General features: G+C 55.2%; 16 protein-coding genes. 11 read left to right on the top strand and 5 right to left on the bottom strand.

Translation table 11 applies throughout. The annotated features are described in order from the left end of the window. Positions 1 to 300: 300 nt before the first annotated feature. Positions 301 to 1,398, bottom strand: a complete 1,098-nt coding sequence (locus tag DWA01_RS21370) for an alkene reductase (protein WP_114287840.1) — start codon at positions 1,396 to 1,398, stop codon at positions 301 to 303. A gap of 98 nt (positions 1,399 to 1,496) precedes the next feature. Here DWA01_RS21370 and DWA01_RS21365 point away from each other — a divergent pair, with 98 nt between their 5' ends. After that, a complete protein-coding gene (locus DWA01_RS21365) occupies positions 1,497 to 2,417 on the top strand; it encodes a LysR family transcriptional regulator (RefSeq protein ID WP_114287839.1) in 921 nt (306 codons plus the stop codon). Positions 2,418 to 2,900: 483 nt separating this feature from the next. On the opposite strand, the gene rhaI is transcribed toward DWA01_RS21365, so the two are convergent. Beyond that, positions 2,901 to 4,181 (bottom strand): L-rhamnose catabolism isomerase, encoded by a 1,281-nt coding sequence (gene rhaI / locus DWA01_RS21360; RefSeq protein WP_114287838.1) that lies wholly within the window; start codon positions 4,179 to 4,181, stop codon positions 2,901 to 2,903. An 11-nt stretch (positions 4,182 to 4,192) separates the two neighbouring features. Continuing rightward, on the bottom strand, positions 4,193 to 6,295 hold the full coding sequence (locus DWA01_RS21355; protein WP_114287837.1) for a bifunctional rhamnulose-1-phosphate aldolase/short-chain dehydrogenase: 2,103 nt from the start codon (positions 6,293 to 6,295) through the stop codon (positions 4,193 to 4,195). Positions 6,296 to 6,476: 181 nt separating this feature from the next. Here DWA01_RS21355 and DWA01_RS21350 point away from each other — a divergent pair, with 181 nt between their 5' ends. From DWA01_RS21350 to DWA01_RS21320, 7 genes are all read left to right on the top strand, one after another. Beyond that, positions 6,477 to 7,283 carry a DeoR/GlpR family DNA-binding transcription regulator gene (locus DWA01_RS21350; protein WP_114287836.1) on the top strand — a complete coding sequence of 269 codons (807 nt, stop codon included), beginning with the start codon at positions 6,477 to 6,479 and terminating at the stop codon, positions 7,281 to 7,283. A gap of 29 nt (positions 7,284 to 7,312) precedes the next feature. Beyond that, positions 7,313 to 8,305 carry a rhamnose ABC transporter substrate-binding protein gene (gene rhaS, locus DWA01_RS21345; RefSeq protein WP_114287835.1) on the top strand — a complete coding sequence of 331 codons (993 nt, stop codon included), beginning with the start codon at positions 7,313 to 7,315 and terminating at the stop codon, positions 8,303 to 8,305. Between the two features lie 104 nt (positions 8,306 to 8,409). After that, complete coding sequence (locus tag DWA01_RS21340) at positions 8,410 to 9,915, top strand: sugar ABC transporter ATP-binding protein (protein ID WP_114287834.1); 1,506 nt, start codon at positions 8,410 to 8,412, stop codon at positions 9,913 to 9,915. Beyond that, positions 9,912 to 10,892 carry an ABC transporter permease gene (locus DWA01_RS21335; RefSeq protein ID WP_114287833.1) on the top strand — a complete coding sequence of 327 codons (981 nt, stop codon included), beginning with the start codon at positions 9,912 to 9,914 and terminating at the stop codon, positions 10,890 to 10,892. Before DWA01_RS21340 ends, DWA01_RS21335 begins: the two co-directional genes overlap by 4 nt. Next, positions 10,889 to 11,887, top strand: a complete 999-nt coding sequence (locus DWA01_RS21330; protein WP_114287832.1) for an ABC transporter permease — start codon at positions 10,889 to 10,891, stop codon at positions 11,885 to 11,887. The genes DWA01_RS21335 and DWA01_RS21330 overlap by 4 nt, the downstream gene beginning before the upstream one ends. A gap of 24 nt (positions 11,888 to 11,911) precedes the next feature. Beyond that, positions 11,912 to 12,205 carry an L-rhamnose mutarotase gene (rhaM, locus tag DWA01_RS21325; protein WP_235008646.1) on the top strand — a complete coding sequence of 98 codons (294 nt, stop codon included), beginning with the start codon at positions 11,912 to 11,914 and terminating at the stop codon, positions 12,203 to 12,205. After that, entirely contained in the window at positions 12,118 to 13,473 is a 1,356-nt protein-coding gene (locus DWA01_RS21320; protein WP_136057802.1) for an FGGY-family carbohydrate kinase, read from the top strand. The genes rhaM and DWA01_RS21320 overlap by 88 nt, the downstream gene beginning before the upstream one ends. A 900-nt stretch (positions 13,474 to 14,373) precedes the next feature. On the opposite strand, the gene DWA01_RS21315 is transcribed toward DWA01_RS21320, so the two are convergent. Next, positions 14,374 to 14,631, bottom strand: a complete 258-nt coding sequence (locus DWA01_RS21315; RefSeq protein WP_114287829.1) for an Arm DNA-binding domain-containing protein — start codon at positions 14,629 to 14,631, stop codon at positions 14,374 to 14,376. 291 nt (positions 14,632 to 14,922) lie between these two features. Then, positions 14,923 to 15,762 (bottom strand): MurR/RpiR family transcriptional regulator, encoded by an 840-nt coding sequence (locus DWA01_RS21310; RefSeq protein ID WP_114287828.1) that lies wholly within the window; start codon positions 15,760 to 15,762, stop codon positions 14,923 to 14,925. Positions 15,763 to 15,949: 187 nt separating this feature from the next. On the opposite strand from DWA01_RS21310, the gene DWA01_RS21305 reads away from it, so the two are divergent. From DWA01_RS21305 to DWA01_RS21295, 3 genes are all read left to right on the top strand, one after another. Next, entirely contained in the window at positions 15,950 to 17,239 is a 1,290-nt protein-coding gene (locus tag DWA01_RS21305; protein WP_114287827.1) for an ABC transporter substrate-binding protein, read from the top strand. A gap of 65 nt (positions 17,240 to 17,304) precedes the next feature. Continuing rightward, positions 17,305 to 18,225 carry a branched-chain amino acid ABC transporter permease gene (locus DWA01_RS21300; protein WP_114287826.1) on the top strand — a complete coding sequence of 307 codons (921 nt, stop codon included), beginning with the start codon at positions 17,305 to 17,307 and terminating at the stop codon, positions 18,223 to 18,225. Between the two features lie 2 nt (positions 18,226 to 18,227). Further along, the coding region (locus tag DWA01_RS21295; protein WP_136057801.1) for a branched-chain amino acid ABC transporter permease at positions 18,228 to 19,084 on the top strand (857 nt) is incomplete at its 3' end.

The following is a 19,084-nucleotide window of genomic DNA, read 5'->3' as shown; positions in this document are numbered from 1 at the left end:
TCACCCGCGCGGTAAAACGGCTTCCCTATTTTGGTCTATCGAGCAGCTCGCTGTGAATTGGCGCCGAAGTGGGTTGTCCCACAATTGGTCAGTGAGCACCGAGTGGAAAGCGCATGTGCTTGATCAGATCAAACCCAAAAGTGGCGGAAGGATTGCGGTAAGGCGTCTGGGTGAGTTTCAGGCCACATCCTAAGCCGGCAAGTTCGTGCTCGGGCAGTCACTGAAATGAAATGACCCGGTGCACCGAAAACCGTTCAGCCGCACGCTTTGAAACAAGGCGCGGCTGAATGATCTAAGTTTTTACGCGCTTTCGAGTTCTTTGGCCGGGTAGTCAGTGTATCCCTCTGCACCGCCACCATAAAATGTGTCCGGGTTCGGCTTACTCAGAGCGATGTTGTTTCTGAACCGTTCAACAAGGTCTGGGTTTGAGATGAATGGAACACCGAATGCGATGGCGTCCGCCGCGTCGGAGGTCAAAGCACGTTGCCCAGTTTGTTGTGTGAGTGAACCATTCAGGATCATCAGCCCGTCATAAGATTCCCGCAAGGCGGGTGCGAGCAGCGGCAAACCGGCAGACATCGGGCTACCGCTGTCCAGCGCGGGTTCAAGCACGTGCAGATATGCCAGGTTGCGTCTGGAGAGTTGACGCGCCGCGTAAGTGAAGATCGCCTCCGGATTGGCGTCGCTGATTCCAAAGACGGCATTGGTGGGCGAAAAGCGTACGCCGACCTTGCCCGCGCCAATCTCGGCAGTGACCGCATCAACAACTTCCAGCAGGAATCTGCTGCGGTTTTCGACTGAACCGCCGTATTCATCGCTTCGCCGGTTGCTTCCATCCCGCAGGAAAGCGTCGATCAGAAAGTTGTTGGCGGCGTGGATTTCAACACCATCAAGACCTGCATCGATTGCGCGGCGGGCTGCCGTCGCGAAGGCCGACACGGCTTCCCTGATCTGAGCGGCGGACATGGCTTCCGGAGTGTCAAAGGCGGTTGGCACACCTTTGCTGTTGGGGATTTCACCTGTTGCCGCGACTGGAGAAGGCGCCAAAGGTTTCTGCCCTTCGATGCTCTCGGAGAGGGCCGCCCGTCCCATGTGCCAGATTTGCATGAAGATGCGCCCGCCTTCAGCGTGAACAGCATCAGCAACCGCTGCCCATCCCGCCTGTTGTTCATCGGTATAAATACCGGGTGCGCCTGGCCAGCCATCTCCCCGCGGGTGAACTGCCGTCGCTTCTGAGATGACCAGACCGGCGCTGGCCCGTTGGGCATAATAGATCGCCACAAGTTCATCTGGTATGCCTGCCGGTCCGGTGCGTGCCCGGGTCATCGGTGCCATAAAGACGCGGTTTTTCAGGTAATAATCGCCCAGTTGGATGGGGTCAAAAAGTGTTGCGGTCATGTGTTGTCGCTCCTTTGCATTTCATCTGACTGCAATATTGTTATTACCGAAAGCTTCCACTAGATGTCGATCCGGTAACAAACTATTACTGTGAGGTAATGATGAATTTTGATGGACTGACCGAGTTTCTTGCGGTGGTGCGCGCAGGGTCGTTCACAGGCGCGGCGAAAATTCTGGGCGTGTCTGTTCCCCATGTCAGCCGGCAGGTTGCACGGCTGGAAGCACGGCTGGGCACCAAGCTTTTCCAGAGAAACACACGTTCGGTCCACCTGACACAGTCCGGAGAAACCCTGAGCAAAAGTTCCGGAAAAATCGCGGACGATCTCGAAGCCGCGCTATCTGAAGTGTCGAGCGCTCAACGCAATTTGGACGGTCGTTTGCGGATTGCGGCGCTCTCCGGTTCCTTCGCGGATCAGGTTGTTGGGCCTGCAATGAATGAAATGGCAGCTCAGCATCCGGACGTCGAAATTGTGATCGACTTCAACGCACGCCAGGTTGATATTCTTCGCGAAGGGTATGATTTCGCAATCAGGGCTGGCCCTATGCAAAGCAGCGGCCTGATAGCGCGGCCTCTTTCTTCGAGGACAAGGGTTGCAGCCGCGTCGCCTGAATATCTGGCCAAGAACGGTGAACCTCTGCATCCCACTGAATTGAAGGATCATCAATGCATTCTGACCCATTCCAACGCATGGCGATTTGCGGAAAATGGCAAGCCTTTGGATGTCACTGTTGCAGGGCGACTTGGCCTGAATTCAGGACCGGCAATACTTGATGCCTGCGCCCGGGGGCTGGGCGTTGCCTACATGGCGGTTGGAGGGTTTGGAAACACGCTCTCTAACGGGGCGCTGACGCCGATTCTGTATGACTTCTGGCACACCGACCGTTCAATTCACATTGTGCGGCCCGACCGCAGATTCACCCCGCGTCGCGTGGATGTTGCAATGGCATTTCTCGAAACTTTCGCAAAACGAATAGAGGCCCTGGAAACCCAGGAAATTGGGACTTTGCGGCGGCGCTGAGGCGAACGCCTAATTCAACGGGTTCTTTGCCGAAGCAATGTCAGGTTTGTCCCGCACAGCGGGCAATGGTGCGACGCGCGGCGAAGGACGGAACTCCGCCCTTCTGGTAAGAGCATCTTGCCTCAAACGGCCAAGACACTTGATGGGCTTATCTTATGGAATAAGATCCAGTTTGACGAACTCGCCAGGAAGCGTGTCTCCGTGCGCATCGGCCCACAAAATTCGAGATCAGTTCATCGAAGGGCCGCACAAACGGTCGCAAAACAACCGGAACGGTGGGAACGCAGGTTTTGAGTTGATCCTTTGGATTTCTTTTTCATACAATCGCCATTGCCAGGCGCGATGCTGAATGCATGGGGCCTGGCAATGGTGCCTCCACGCGATGTGCCCAAGCTGCGTCGTGGCGCCTGCGTATTTTTGAATGCGAACACGACCCCACCTGACAGACGCGCTCTCCATCTATTCCCCGGTCGGCTGCCCGGGTCAGACGATCCCGCCTCCGAGGCCCGACTGGGCGGGCCGCATGTCAGCAACAAGTGCGCGATAGCCGGAGGCCCGGTAACACCAGAGCGGTGCGATCGCGCCGCCGTGTTTCTGACGCGCCATCGCGAGGATTGGCTCGACGTCCGTCCGAAACGCAGTTTTGAGCGTCTCACTGGCCATCAGAGCGTCGTTTTCTGCCTGATATCCGGCAAGCGCTTTCCGGTCCACCAACAAGGCCTGCGCATAAGCGCGCTGGACTTCCATAGCGCTGTTCATCAGGCTTTCGATCGGGTCGGTTACGTTGTGTGACTGGTCCAGCATATGGGCCGGGTTGAATCCCTCCGGTGCACGCAATTCAGCGTCCACCAATTCGTTAAACACCAGGAATAAACGATAAGGATCGATGCTGCCGGTATCCAGGTCATCGTCGCCATATTTTGAATCGTTGAAATGGAAACCACCGAGTTTGCCAAACTGAATGAGGCGGGCGACGATCATTTCAATGTTCACATTCGGAGCGTGGTGGCCGAGATCGACAAGGCAGAACGCTTGCTCTCCCAGTTCTTTGGCAATCAGGTAATTCGTACCCCAGTCCTGCACCACGGTTGAGTAGAATGCAGGCTCAAACATCTTGTGCTCTGTGAACAACCGCCAGTCCGCCGGCAGTCCGGCATAGATTTGCTTCATGCCATCAAGATAGCGCTCAAACGCGCCGGTGAAGTTACTTTGACCCGGGAAATTGGAGCCGTCGCCAACCCAGACTGTCAGCGCTTTTGACCCGATGGCTTTGCCGATTTCAATACATTCCAGGTTGTGCTCGACGGCCTGCGCCCGGGTTGCGGCATCCGTGTTTGAAAGCGAGCCGAATTTGTACGAGTGTTGCTGGTCAGTCTGATCCTGAAACGTGTTGGAGTTGATAGCATCAAAGCCAAGTCCAACCTCTTTCGCTTTGGCTATCAGGTCAGCCGGATCGGCCTTGTCCCACGGGATATGCAGCGAGACATCCGGCGTTGCGCAGGTGAGTTGGTTGATCACCCCACAGTCGTCGAGCTTGTCAAAGATATGCCGCGGCTCACCCGCGCCCGGAAACCTGGCAAACCGGGTTCCACCGGTGCCAACTCCCCATGATGGCACCGCGACGCCGTAGTTCGCAATTTTTCTGGTCAGCATTTCGATGTCGATATTGCGACGTGCCAGATTATGGCCGAGGGCATCGTAGTCTTCAGCCAGGGTCGTCATGCGTGTCGCATTGTCCGCTTCGATCAGGGATGCATCGATCATAACTTCAGTCCTTAGCGTGTGAACGACTGGGCATTGCCCGCATCGACGTTGAGAATGTTGCCAGTTGACTTTGACGACAGGTCAGAGGCCAAAAAGAAAGCAGCTTCGGCGATATCTTCCGGGAAAACACTTCGTTTCAACAAAGATCTTTTCCGATAATGCTCTTCCAGTTCAGTTGGCTCCATAGCGTAGGCTGCGGCCCTTTGCTCACGCCATTCGCCGGTCCAGATTTTTGAACCACGCAACACCGCATCAGGGTTGACGGTGTTGACCCGGATCCCGTCCGCGGCCCCTTCCAGTGCCAGACAGCGTGCCAGGTGGATTTCCGCAGCTTTGGCGGTGCAATAGGCGGCGGCATTTGGTGACGCGGCAAGACCGTTTTTTGACGCAATGAAAATTATGCTGCCACCGGTGCCTTGTACTTTCATAGTACGGAAAGCTTCGCGCGATACCAGGAAATACCCTTTGGCCAGAATGTCCATATTCCTGTTCCACATGGACAATTCTGTATCTTCAATCGGAGCCGAGGATGAAATGCCGGCATTTGAAATCAGAATATCTACGCCCCCATAGGTCTTTGCTGCGTCTCGATAGGTCGCATGGACGGCGTCTTCATCTGTTACATTCAGTACAGCGGCATGGACTGAATCCGATCCGAATACACCCGCGAGTTCGGACCTGGCAACAGACAGACTTTCTTCATCGATATCCGCCAGAACGACACAGGCACCATCCTGCAGGAAACGTACCGCCGTTGCCTTGCCAATGCCACCGGCGCCGCCGGTGACCAAAGCAACCTGGCCGGCCAGCGGTTTGGGCTTGGGCATGCGCTGTAGTTTGGCTTCTTCCAACAACCAGTATTCGATGTCGAATGCTTCCTGCTCATCAAGTCCTACGTAGGTGGACACGGCAGACGCGCCACGCATGACATTGATTGCATTGATGTAAAATTCCGCCGAGACCCGGGCGGTAGACTTGTCCCTGGCGAAGGTGATCATGCCGACACCAGGGATCAGATACACAACCGCATTGGGGTCGCGCATCGGTGGTGACGTGTCACGCTTACATCTCTGGTAGTAGGCGGCATAACCGTCGCGGTAATTGGCAATGGCCGCCTCAAGACCGGAAATGGCGCTGTCGATGTCGCCGATTGCCGGATCAAAATCGACGACCAGCGGGCAGATTTTCGTCCGCAGGAAATGGTCAGGGCAGCTGGTTCCGAGTGCAGCCAGTGGCATCAACTGGGCGGAGCAGACAAATTCAAGCGTTGCAGCGCTATCGTCAAAATGTCCGATTTTGCGTTCATCTGCCCCGATCATTCCGCGAATGACCGGCATTATTCGGGCCGCAAACTCTGCTCGGTTCTCTTTGGAAAGCGGGGCGTGCACAGCACCGCCAAAGCTGGCAACGCCTTCGGACCTGTCTTCGAGCCAGACCGAAGCACGATTGATGATTTCAAGCGTAACCGCGTAACATTCTTCGGCGGTATCGCCCCAGGTGAACAGACCGTGGCTGCCCAGAACCACACCGCGTGCATTGGGGTTGTTTTCGCAGAACGTCCCAAGCCAAAGGCCAAGTTCGAACCCGGGCCGACGCCATGGCAACCAGCCAATATCATCGCCAAAAATCTCTTGCGTCAACTCTTGCGAGTTTTCGGACGCCGCGATGGCGATGATCGCGTCTGCGTGAACGTGGTCCACATGTTTGCGCGGCACGTATGCGTGCAAAGGTGTGTCAATCGATGCCGCCCTTGGGTTCAGATTGAAGGTGCAATGGGGCAGGAATCCGACCATCTCGTCTTCATGTTCGGGCCCGCGGTAAATGCCCTTGAGCGCCAGCAGCTTTTCCATGTAGAGGGTTGAAAATCCGCCCATTTTTATGGAGCCAATATCGCCGCCAGACCCTTTGACCCACAGTACTTCGACGGGCTCACCAGTCAACGGATCAGCCTCAATCACCTTTGCAGACGTATTGCCGCCACCATAATTTGTGACGCGCATGTCTGAACCAAGAAGGTTTGAACGATACAACAGTTTGTCAGCCTCGCTCATCCCGGAGGCTGCGCTGACATCCCACAAATTTTCAAGGCACTTGGATTGCGATACGTCGGCCATGGCCGTCTCCTCGGGCTATTTTTTACTGTCGAACTTGCGGATAAGGTCTGCTCAAACCTGACAGTTGTCAATCATAAACAGTCATTTTCGCGCACCGCATGGTCACTTTTGACCGATGGTGACCGTTTATGATTGACAACTACCCCATCTGAAGCCACCATCAGTGAAAAGTGGAGAACACATGCTTGAAGTTGAACGCCATCGATTGATTCTGTCTGCTGTGCAGGAAAGGCCCGTTGCCACCGTGCAGGAGCTTGTTGCGCTGACGAGTTCGTCTGAGGCCACCATCCGCCGGGACATCGCGGCGTTGCACATGGAGCAGAAGCTCCGGCGCGTGCGCGGCGGGGCTGAAGCGTTGCACCCACCGCAGTTTGTGGGTCTTGCCGGGCGTACGTTCAAAGTAAATGAGACGGCCAACGCAATACAAAAACGTGCAATCGCGAAGCGTGCAGTTGAGCTGTGTGAAGACGGCGACCCGATAATTATCAATGGCGGGACAACGACCTACCAAATGGTGCATCACCTGGCCAGCGCACGTCTGCAGGTCTTTACCAACTCGTTCCCGATCGCGGAGCATCTGCTGCACAATTCCAAGAATACTGTGATGCTTTCAGGCGGTGTTATTTACCGCGAGCAGAACATTATACTGTCGCCTTTCGAAAATGATGTGACACGCAACTTCTATGCGAAACGCATGTTCATGGGCGCGCAGGGGTTGGGTCCACTGGGTCTGATGGAGGCGGACCCTTTGCTGATCCAGGCCGAGCACAAGTTGATCAATCAGGCCGATGAACTCATCGTACTTGTCGATTCAACCAAATTCAAAATGCGCTCCAGCCTGATCCTTTGTGGTCTGGAACGGATTTCGACCGTCATCACTGACGACAGAATAGAAGATGCTTCGGCACGAATGCTGGACGCCGCCGGCGTGCAACTGATTGTCGTGGATGTCCAGGAAGAAGAAAAAACAGCAAAAAAAACCAGCTGAACAAACCAAGCTCTATGGGAGGAAATATCATGAGCGTTATGAAGAAGTTACTCACGTCCGCGGTCGTCGCGGCGACCATGTTCGGGGGCGCTGCCTCGGCCGAAGAAATGCGTATTGCGCTGGTCGTAAAAGCCCTGGGGATCGGGTTCTTTGAAGCCGCCGCCAAAGGGGCCGAAGAAGCAGCCGCTGAGCTTGGCGGTGTCGAGATCATCTATACCGGCCCGACAGATACCACTGCCGAAGGTCAGATCGAAGTGATCAACGCCCTGATCGCGCAGAAAGTCGACGCAATTGCGATCTCCGCCAACGATCAGGACGCTTTGGTTCCGGCGTTGAAAAAGGCAATGGATCGTGGGATCACCGTGATCTCCTGGGACAGCGGTGTGGCACCTGCGGGTCGCCAGATGCACCTGAACCCTTCGTCAAATCCACTGATCGGCAATATGATCATCAAACTCGCCGCGGATCACTTGCCTGACGGTGGCGATGTCGCGGTCCTGTCGGCCTCGGCCACTGCGACAAACCAGAATATCTGGATCGACGAGATGAACATGGTGACTGGAAACTATCCGGGCATCAATGTTGTCGCGACAGTATACGGCGACGACCTGGCAGACAAATCCTACCGCGAAGCCCAGGGGCTCATGGCCAGCTATCCTGACCTGAAAGCCATCATTGCGCCGACAACAGTGGGTATTGTTGCTGCTGCACAAGCGGTGACAGATGCGGGTAAAATCGGTGAAATCAACGTCACTGGCCTTGCTCTGCCATCCGAAATGGCCGGGCATATCGACAGCGGCGCCTCCAAATCCTTCGCGATCTGGAACCCGATTGATCTGGGGTATGCTGCAACGATGATTGCTTACAATCTGGCCACGGACAAAGCTGTTGCTGAGGCAGGAAAATCCATCCCGATGGGTCGCATGGGCGATGTTATGCTGGATGACGAACGCGCAGGCGCTATGTCGGACCCGTTTGTCTATGACGCGTCAAACGTTCACGATTTCAAAGACATCTTCTGATCACCAGGCTAAAACGCCGCCCTCAACCCTGTTGGGGGCGGCTTCATTACCCAATTAACTAATCTGGTCACGCCCCCGGTGCCTGATCGGTGAAGGACTTCCCGATGACTGCCCGCCCGGTTCTAACACTATCGGCCATCACCAAATCCTTTCCCGGTGTAAAGGCCCTGTCAGAGGTCTCGCTGTCGCTTTACCCAGGACAAGTTACAGCCCTGGTCGGTGAAAACGGCGCGGGGAAATCAACTTTGGTCAAAGTTCTGACCGGCATTTACCAACCCGACGGCGGAGAAATCCTGATTGATGGCACACCCGTTACATTCGCAACTGCCACCGCGGCAAGTGGCCACGGAATTACCGCGATCCACCAGGAAACAGTGCTGTTTGACGAGCTTTCGGTCGCCGAGAACATTTTCATCGGCCACGCGCCGCTTACACGCCGCGGTTTGATCGACTGGAAAAAACTGAATTCAAAGGCACACGATCTGCTGGCCCGTGTTGGCGCCGACATCGATGCGACCGCCCCGTTGAAAGAACTGGGCATTGCCAACAAACACCTTGTTGCGATTGCGCGGGCTTTGTCAGTCGATGCGCAGGTGGTGGTCATGGACGAGCCGACTGCGGCGCTGTCACACAAGGAAATCCAGGAGCTGTATGCTCTGGTTGACCGCCTGAAAGCCGAAGGAAAGGCGATCCTGTTTATCAGCCACAAGTTTGATGAGATATTTCGTCTCGCCGACCGGTTTACAGTTTTTCGCGATGGGCAAATGGTTGGCGAAGGTAAAATCGCAGATACAAATTCGGACGCCCTTGTCCAGCTGATGGTGGGTCGGGAAGTCAGCCAGATTTTCCCAGACCGCACGCCTGTGGTTGGCGAACCGGTTTTGACCGTTTCGGGCTATGATCACCCGACGGAATTTGCAGACATAGGTTTCACGCTGAACAAAGGTGAGATTCTTGGTTTCTACGGTCTCGTCGGGGCGGGGCGCAGCGAAGTTATGCAGGCGCTGTTCGGAGTGACCAAACCCTCAAAGGGGGCAATGCGCGTTGACGGCCAAATCGCCGTCATACGAACGCCGGCACAGGCGATTCAACACGGCATCGTTTATGTCCCGGAGGACAGGGGCAAGCAAGGGGCTGTTGCCGGGCTTCCCATATTTCAGAATGTGACCTTGCCCTCGCTTTCGCGAACCTCGCGCAAAGGCTTCATCAAACTGGCCGAGGAGTTCGCTCTGGCACGCGAATACACCTCGCGACTGGACCTGCGGGCTGCATCGCTCGACCAGGATGTCGCCAATCTTTCGGGCGGCAATCAACAAAAAGTTGTCATCGCCAAATGGTTGGCGACGCAGCCCAAAGTAATCATTCTGGACGAGCCAACAAAGGGCATCGACATCGGCTCCAAGGCCGCTGTTCACAGCTTTATGGCCGAACTTGCTGCACAAGGACTAAGCATCATCATGGTTTCCTCTGAAATCCCCGAAATAATCGGCATGTCCGATCGGGTTATAGTTATGCGGGAAGGCCGTTTGGTCGATGAACTGGCGCACAAGGATCTCACGGCTGAAGCCCTGGTCCGCGCCGCAGCTGGTATCGGGGAGGTCGCCTCATGAAACGTATTCTGATGTCCCGTGAGACAATGCTGGCCTTGGCGATCATTCTGCTGACCGGAGGGATTGCACTGCGGTTCCCGGGCTTTATTGCACCGAACAATCTTGCGCTGGTATTCAACGACACGTCCATCCTGATCATATTGGCACTGGGCCAGATGGCGGTGATCCTGACCCGTTGCATTGACCTGTCTATGGCATCCAACCTTGCCCTGTGCGGCATGGTTGTCGCGATGATTAATGCTTCGTTTCCGGACGTTCCGATAACGGCACTGATTGGTCTGGCGATTGTACTGGGATCATTCTTAGGCGCGATGAATGGAGTGCTGGTGTGGAAGCTCGACATCCCGCCAATCGTTGTCACCCTGGGCACTTTGACTATTTACCGCGGGTTGGTCTTCGTGATTTCCGGTGGGGCCTGGGTGAATGCGCACGAAATGAGTGCCGCTTTTAAAGCCTTACCACGCAGTGTGTTTGCAGGGCTGCCGGTATTGTCCTGGGTGGCCATCGCAACCATTGGTCTTGCTTTCTTCGCAATCCGGCGGCTTCCCCTCGGGAGGTCCTTGTATGCTGTCGGCGGCAATCCACATGCAGCCGTATACACTGGCATTGATGTGGGCAAAACACGGTTCGTGGCGTTCAGCATCGCAGGCGGATTGTCCGGCCTGGCTGGTTATCTTTGGGTGTCTCGCTACGCCGTCTCCTATGTGGACATCGCTGGTGGCTTTGAACTTTCCATCATCGCGGCTTGTGTCATTGGCGGTGTTTCTATTGCGGGTGGCATCGGCTCGGTAGGCGGCGCCGTTTTGGGAGCTCTGTTCCTCGGGATTATCAACAACGCGCTGCCTGTCATCAATGTTTCCCCATTCTGGCAAATGGCAATTTCAGGAACCGCGATCATTGTTGCCGTCGCCCTGAACGTCCGTTCTGAGCGGACCAAGGGCCGAATTATTCTCAAACGTGCGGAGACGTTGGTATGAACCTGCAAGATGGCGTCAAAGCCCGCTTTATCCCTGACCGGTTGAACAGCCGCCTTTCGGGACATCTGAAAAGCTGGGAAACGCTGTTGTTGGCTGTCGCAGTAGTAGTGTTCGTGATTAACTCCTTGAGTTCACCCTATTTCCTGGATGCATGGAACTTGTCTGATGCCAGTTTCAACTTCACAGAAAAGGGGTTGATCGCACTGGCAATGGCATTGGTCATCATTTCGGGCGAGATCGATCTCTCTGTAGCGGCGATCATCGCACTGGCGTCAACGGCGATGGGGTATGCGCTCCAGTTTGGCGTAGGAACAGCGGAATTGGTTGCCATAGGCCTGATCGTTGGTGTGCTCTGCGGAACGTTCAACGGGGTGCTGGTCACCGTTATGGGCCTGCCTTCGATTGTCGCCACGATCGGTACGATGAGCCTGTTCCGAGGCTTGTCCTTTGTGGTTCTGGGCGACAAGGCCTTTAACGGATATCCAACAAGTTTTGCCTTTTTTGGCCAGGGCTATGTCTATTGGGTGATCACCTTCGAACTGGTGCTGTTTGCAGGCATGGCTGTACTTTTTGGCATACTGCTGAACAAAACCAATTTTGGTCGGGCAATATATGCGATTGGCAACAACCCGACAGCTGCGCTGTTTTCGGGGATCCGGGTCGCCCGGGTCAAAATGATCCTGTTTATGCTCACCGGTTTGATGTCAGGTCTTGCGGCTGTATGCCTGACCTCGCGGCTGGGATCGACCCGCCCGTCTATTGCAACCGGCTGGGAGCTGGAAATCGTCACGATGGTGGTTCTTGGAGGTGTTAGTATCCTGGGTGGATCAGGAACAATCGTTGGAGTCGTCATTGCAGCTCTGATCGTCGGCATGGTCACTTTTGGCTTTGGCCTGCTGAATGTACCGGGAATTGTGATGTCGATTTTCATAGGTTTGTTGCTGATTTCGGTGATCGCCCTGCCGATCGTCTATCGCCGGGTCCGGAAGGGATAAAGTGTGGAAAAATATGCCTTCAGAATGCGCCTGAATAAAGGTTGCCGGGACGAGTATATCCGTCGCCATGATGCCATCTGGCCTGACCTGGCTGCGTTGCTGAAGGATGCTGGCGTCAGCGACTATTCGATCTATCTTGACGCTGACACGGACACTCTGTTCGGCGTTCTCTGGTGCAAAGACACCCATGCCCTGGAGGCATTGCCAGAGGCAGAGATCATGCAACGCTGGTGGGCACATATGGCCGATATTATGGAGGTCAATCCCGACAATTCACCAGTGGTTACCCCCCTCAACCGCGTCTTTCATCTGGAATAGCCGGCATGCCAAAACACAAGAACGTAGCCGTTATCGACATTGGCAAGACCAATGTAAAAGTTGCTGTTGTTGAGACCGAAAGCTGGACAGAAATTGCTGTACGGAAGATTTCGAACAGGGTGCTGGATGATGGGCCATACCCACATTTTGATATCGACAGGATTTGGGAATTTCTGCTCAGGGCGCTCCGCGAATTACACGCGCTGCATCGCGTAGACGCCATTTCGGTCACCACGCACGGCGCAACGGTTGTTCTGCTTGATCAAACCGGGCAGCTGGCTTTTCCGGTGCTCGACTACGAATACACAGGCATCGACTCAGCACGCCAAGACTATGACCGTATTCGCCCGGATTTTCGCCAGACCGGGTCACCAGGCCTTGCTGGTGGGCTGAATACCGGCGCTCAGATATACTGGCTGGAAAGCCAATTCCCGGACAAGTTCTCAAAGGTTCAGACAGTCCTGATGTACCCGCAATACTGGGCCTTTCGCCTGTCCGGTGTGGCCGCCAACGAAGTCACATCCCTTGGCTGTCATACCGACCTGTGGCAACCCGGATCTGGATCTTATTCGGACCTTGTCACACGGCGCGGTTGGTTGGAAAAGATGGCACCGCTGAGGTCTGCATTCGAATGTCTCGGCCCCTTAGTGCCCGGGGTCGCTGAAGAAACAGGCCTGTCTGGCCACATTCCGATCTATTGCGGCATGCACGATTCAAACGCCTCGCTGCTGCCATATGTGCTTCGCAATGAGCGCCCGGTAAGTGTGGTGTCCTCTGGCACATGGGTTATCGTCATGGCTCTTGGAACCCCGGTTGAGGGTCTGAACCCGGCGCAGGATACATTGGTAAATGTAGATGCCCTTGGCGGCCCTGTTCCCACCGCCAGGTTCATGGGCGGGCGGGATTTTGAAGATTTGTTGGGATCTGAATCGGCTGAGCCAACGCCGGAGGAAATTAAATCTGCCCTGTTGTCCGGCGTCAGGGTGCTCCCAGCCAACCTCGAACAAAAAACGCATTGGTCTGCAAATCCTGATGCATTGTCCGTTGGTGAGAAGACGGCGCTCGTCTCGGTTTTTCTGGCTGAAGAGACGGAAATCCGGTTGAATTTGATCGGGGCGCAGGGGCCGATTTATGTGGAAGGTCCATTTTGCAAAAACGGCGTTTTCACTTCCCACCTTGCGGCACTGACCAACCGCCCGGTTAAATCCGATCTCCTTGCGTCAACAGGCACTGCAGTCGGTGCTGCTATGTTAACCGTCGGGCCGTAATAGATAACAGTGCTCTCTTGTCGCCTGGCCCTGAACATTTTCCGTTGCGTTCAGATTTGGTGAAACTGCCCCGGAGATGTCGCGCTCTCAGCAAACGACTGCATCCCGTATTGCAGTCAAATTGCCGCGCTACGGCGAATAACAAAGTTTGGCGAGGCTTGTGCTGCAATTTAGGCTCCAGCAGCGGAGCCGTCTACCCATTGGCTCTCAATTCCGCGAATTATGCTGCAAGCGAAATCAACGGCTGCTTTCAAACGCAGCGGCGCAAATAGTTGGACGAGTCCACCGACGGCATCGGACCGTGATCGCCACATGGAGTTGTGAAGACCCAGCGGCGGCTTTGTCCGCACAGCAGGCTTTGGTGCGACGCGCGGTGAATGGCGGCGTTCCGCCCTTCTCGTCAAAATGTGCCTGGTGCAGCAATCGGACCACTTTCCTCTGCCATAGGAAATATTCAAATTAGCGGTTATTGAGTAGATGCGGTCGGATGCATCACATTAGGTGGGGCTCACGGCGACCAACTGTTACCAATCGGTACTGGGTTTCCGGAAAGTTTCAGAGATTGTGAAATACAAAAAATCGACGAAATACAGCATCCTACTGCGTTTCATCTGTCTGCCGGAGAATCCGGCACCTGGCCTTTGGCTTACTTGCGCAAATTATTCCGACGGCCAATTGTCTTAGAGTGACTTAACTTTCAACCCCCGGATAATCTCACCCTGACGCTGCACTGATACGGGCATGTAGGAGGAAATAGTCGTCGCCATATCCTCATGCCCAAGATTCATCGACCAGGCTTTAAAGACCTCACAGGTTTCACATATCTCGTCTCCATAAAAAGCGAGAGTTTTACGGAAGCTGTGAGGCCTGAAACGTTCCAATCCGACGGCTTCAAAAGCGTCACCGATAACCTGACGGATCCACGCCCAGCGCCAACTTCGCCCGGGCATCTTCACGCACAGTGCCGGCCTGAAGCAGGGAGACTTCCGGCCAGGCGCCAATAGAGAGCAGCCGCTCTTTACCCATTATACGGTACTTAAACCGCCACAGCTTTGAGTCGCCCGGGTTTATCAGCACATGAAGCCCGTCAAAATCGGAAACCTTGTACGGTTTCGTTCGGGGCCTAAGATTCTTCACCTGCACGTTTGTAAGCGCCATCTGGGGGTATCCCGTTTTTAATCCGGCCCAATACCCCCATTCATACCCCCAATTGCACCCCCAAATCGTCAGGATGTCAAAATACGGTTTCGGACGATACCAGACTATAACAACATGAAAACAAACATATAGCAGCGCTAAACGGATGTCATCGGATTAAATGAAATTGAAAAATTGTGCCCCCACACGGACTCGAACTGCGGACCAACTGATATCAATTCAGTCTGTCTGGTCCCATTGGCGCTGACTTCAGGCACCTGACGGCGAATGCTTCGGTCGGGGCACGACCTGTCAGTTCTGTTCTGTCAGGCCAATGCAAAGGGCCTGAACCAAGCCTATGGCACCGGAGATTGGTTTGAACTGGCTGGTCGATTCATTATCGACAAGAAATGCCAGCGTTGAATTTTTGGCTAGGGGGCTTTCCTGGGAATCGGTGATCGCAATGATGGGTCGTCTGCGCAAATGCGCGTCGCGGATCACATCAAGAACCGCGGGGGTATAGGGCGGAAAGCTGACGCAGATCAGCAGGTCATCCCGCCTCATATTGACGACTTGTTGCTCCGCCATGCCGCCGGCGAAATCGAGCAGGCTGCAATGTTGTTCGGATCTGGAAATGCCATATGCCAGGTAGGTCGCGATTGGTCGGGCGCGTCTCAACCCGGCAATATGAACATGGGACGCGGCTTTGATCATCGCGACGGCCCTGGCCAGATCATCGGTACTGGTTTTTTCCCGGACGCTTTCAAGCGACGCAATCAACTCGTCGATACACCCCTCGAAAATCTGGTTCATATTCTTGACTGGCGCGCCGGCAAGTTTGTTTTCGTAGATTTCTGCGCGTTTGTCGGGCGCCCCTTCAATTAGTCTCAGGCGAAACACCCGCTGCATCTGAGAAAAGCCACCATAGCCGAACTCTTTGGCAAAGCGGATCAGGGTGGAGGGTTGCACGCTGACATGCTGAGCCAATACGGCCACTGTGTTCAGCGCGAAAAAGTTGGGTTCGTCCAGGGCCGACCGCGCCAGCCGCTGCAGGTGCGGTGACAAATCGTCGAATCCGTCGCGGATTCGCGCGCGCAGCGCGTCGTAAGTTTCGGTGGAAGGATCGGGTTCGCGTGCAATATCAGACTTCATACCCCGAACATGATCGAATATTTATTCTGTTTCAAGCCGCAAATGTGCGAATTAGAAAGAATATTCAGTTTTTTCTTGACGTCTGAATAAAATTTCATTCACAATATCGAATAAATATTCAAACCGGTCGGACGGGCAATGGCCGGATTCAGTTGCGCTCTGGCGCAAACATTTTTGGGAGGATGACATGGCTAAGAATATTCTGACACGGCGCCATCTGTTGAAGACCACAGTAGCGGCTGGCGCAACGGGGGTCTTTTTTGGGCCCTGGAAATACAACCGCGTTTACGCGGCGGGTACCGACAAGCCGATCAAGATCGGCATCACTTCGGATGCCAGCGGTCAATATGCCAACTCAGGCGCCAGCGATCGTCGCGGTATGCAGATGGCGATTGCCGAATTCAACGCCAAGGGCGGCGTGCTGGGTCGCAAGATTGAATCCACCCATATCGACACCGAAACGACCCCGGCGACAGGCAGCCGTGTTGCTGAACGCATGATCAACCGCGAAGAGGCGGGTTTCCTGATCGGGGCGGTCAGCTCGGGCGTTGCCAACGCGATCAGCCAGGTGGCACAGAAAAACGGGGTGATTTATTTCAACACCAACTCATCCTCGCCAACTGAATCCGGCAAGAACTGTCACCGGGTAAAATTCGTCTGGGACGGCAATGGTGCCAACTTTGCCAAAGCCGCAGTGAAAAATTCGATCGACCGCTTTGGCGATCAGTGGACCTTGCTGACCAATGACTATGTCTGGGGGCACAACACCGCTGCTGCGACACGGGCACTTCTTGAGCAATATGGCGGTACCGTGAAAGAAGAAATTCTGGTGCCACAGGGCACGCGCGATTTCTCTTCGGCGCTGCTTAAAATTCAGCAGGACAGCCCGAATGTGGTCGCCGCGGCCATTGGTGGCGACGATCAGAAAGCCCTGCGGCAGCAAGTGGCTCAGCTTGGCATGGGCAACAGCCCTGCCTGGATCAACAATCAGCAGGATTGGCCTGATGTCTATGGCCTGCCGCTCGACAACCTGTTCGGCGTCTTTGGCACCACATGGTACTATAAACTCGACCTGCCGGGTGTTGACGACTTCGTTGCGCGCTATCAGGCAATGTATCCCGACACGCGGATGCGCGTTCCGGGCAATGTATTCTACAATGGCTACATGGCAATGAAGAACATGCTGGAGGCCATCGAGCGCGCAGGTACCACGAATAACATCGCGGTGATCAAGGAGCTGGAAGGCCACAAAATGCCGGCCGGCGAACGCATGCAGCATCATGACGCCTGGATCGATCCCGAGACCCACCAGGTGCAGCAGTCGATCTATCTGGCAACTGCGAAAACCGGGTCTGACGATAAGGACGATATGTTTGAAATCCTGAACAGTGTATCGCCTGATGATGTCCGCGACACGGGTGCTTCTGAAGCCTGTCAGCTGGAATCTTACGACGATACGCCGACGTTTGACGCCTGAAGCCATTTTGCGCGGCTGGTTCGTCCGGCCGCGCAACCCTGAAATTAATTTTCACCGGACACACAATGACACAGCTTGTGCCACATCTCTTTAACGGGCTTACTCTCGGGTTGCTTTTCGCGCTCATCGCGCTCGGGTTCACACTTATTGTCGGTGTGATGGAGGTTATCAATCTCGCGCATGGTTCGCTTTTTGCCCTCGGCGCCTATTTTGCCCTCGCCATCATTGGTGGTGGATGGTTTGGCGAAACGGCACTGGGTGAGTGGTGGGTCTCGCTGCCGGTCACGCCGCGCTATATCCTCGCCCTGATCCTCGCGCCCATACTGGCCGGGCTGGCGGGAATGGTGCTTGAACTGGCCCTGCGCCGCACCTACGGAAAAATCCCGCTTTATGGTCTGTTGCTGACCTTCGGCGCCGCTTTGGTGATCGAAGAGCTGATCCGTCTCGGCTGGGGCACCGGCGAGCAACATCTGCAATTGCCACAGGCCATCAACGGTGCTGTGCTGCTGGGCGGGCTGATCTTTTCAAAATACAAACTCTTTGCGGCCGGATTTTCAGTGCTGGCCATCATCATGGTCTGGCTGTTTCTGGAAAAAACCCCCTATGGGGCGATTATCAAAGCCGGGGCGCATGACAGCGAAATGGTGCGGGCACTGGGATATAATCTGGCGCGGCTCCGGTTGTTGGTATTCGGCCTCGGCGCTGGTCTGGCCGGTCTGGCGGGCGTCACCATGGTGCCAATCTGGGGTCTGCGGCCGCATGTCGGCGTCGATGTCGTCATCCCGGCCTTTCTGATCATCGTTCTGGGCGGTGTCGGCAGCTTCTGGGGCTCGGTGATTGCCGCCATACTGGTCGGCCTGTCAGTCGGGCTGACCGGCGCCTATGCACCGGCATGGTCGATGATGTCGATGTATATCCTGCTGATCCTGGTGGTCGGGTTCCGCACCCGTGGTCTGCTTGGCAAAAAAAGCGCGCTGGAGAACTGATCATGAGCACCTTATCAGACATCACCCGGCGCTCGAGCCAGTGGATCACGCCGCAAATCATCGGCTTTGCAGTTATTATGCTCAGCCTGCCTTTGTGGATCGCCCCGATCGGCCTGTACCAGTATATCGGTATTGAGATCGGTATCTGGATCATCTTCGCCCTCGGTTTCAACCTGTTGTTTGGCTATACCGGGCTGCATTCCTTTGGCCACGGCGCCTATCTTGGTGTTGGCGCCTATGCTTTTGGCCTGTTTCAGCACAATGTCACAGAGAGCCTGATCGGGGGGCTGCTGGCAGCGGTGCTGGTGGCCGGCATTGCCGGTGCCCTGGTGGCCAGTTTTGTCTCCCACCGGCGCGGGATCTATTTCGCGTTGATGACCATCGCCTTTGGCCAGCTGTTCTGGTTCGCTTCGATCAAACTTCACGGGATCACCGGTGGGGAAGACGGATTGCTGAACATCCCGCGTCCGGACCTGAACCTTGGGCTGACCCGTGTCGATCTGGGTGGCAATACTGCGCTCTATTACCTGGTCGCAGTGCTGGTGATTGTGGTCACTGTTTTCACCTGGCGCGCGGTGAATTCGCCCTTTGGCCGTATCCTGCAAGCGATCCGCCAGAATGAAACCCGCGCGTCGTTCATCGGCTATGAGGTCTGGTGGTTCAAATGGGTGGCTTTTACCCTGTCGGCGATGTTTGCCGGCCTGGCCGGTGGTCTGTTCGCCATGGCTCAGGAAAGTGCCTATCCCGATGTCATGAGCCTGCATCAGTCCGGCCTGATCGTGATGATGGTGCTGGTTGGCGGCGGGCTGGTGAATTTCTGGGGTCCGTTCCTGGGGGTGATCCTTTATTTCATTGCCCG

This window comes from Candidatus Halocynthiibacter alkanivorans (genome assembly GCF_003333265.1).
GTDB classification, from domain to species: Bacteria; Pseudomonadota; Alphaproteobacteria; order Rhodobacterales; family Rhodobacteraceae; genus Halocyntiibacter_A; species Halocyntiibacter_A alkanivorans.
The sequence above is the reverse complement of the archived record's forward strand: the minus strand, read 5'-3'. Positions and strand labels throughout refer to the sequence as shown.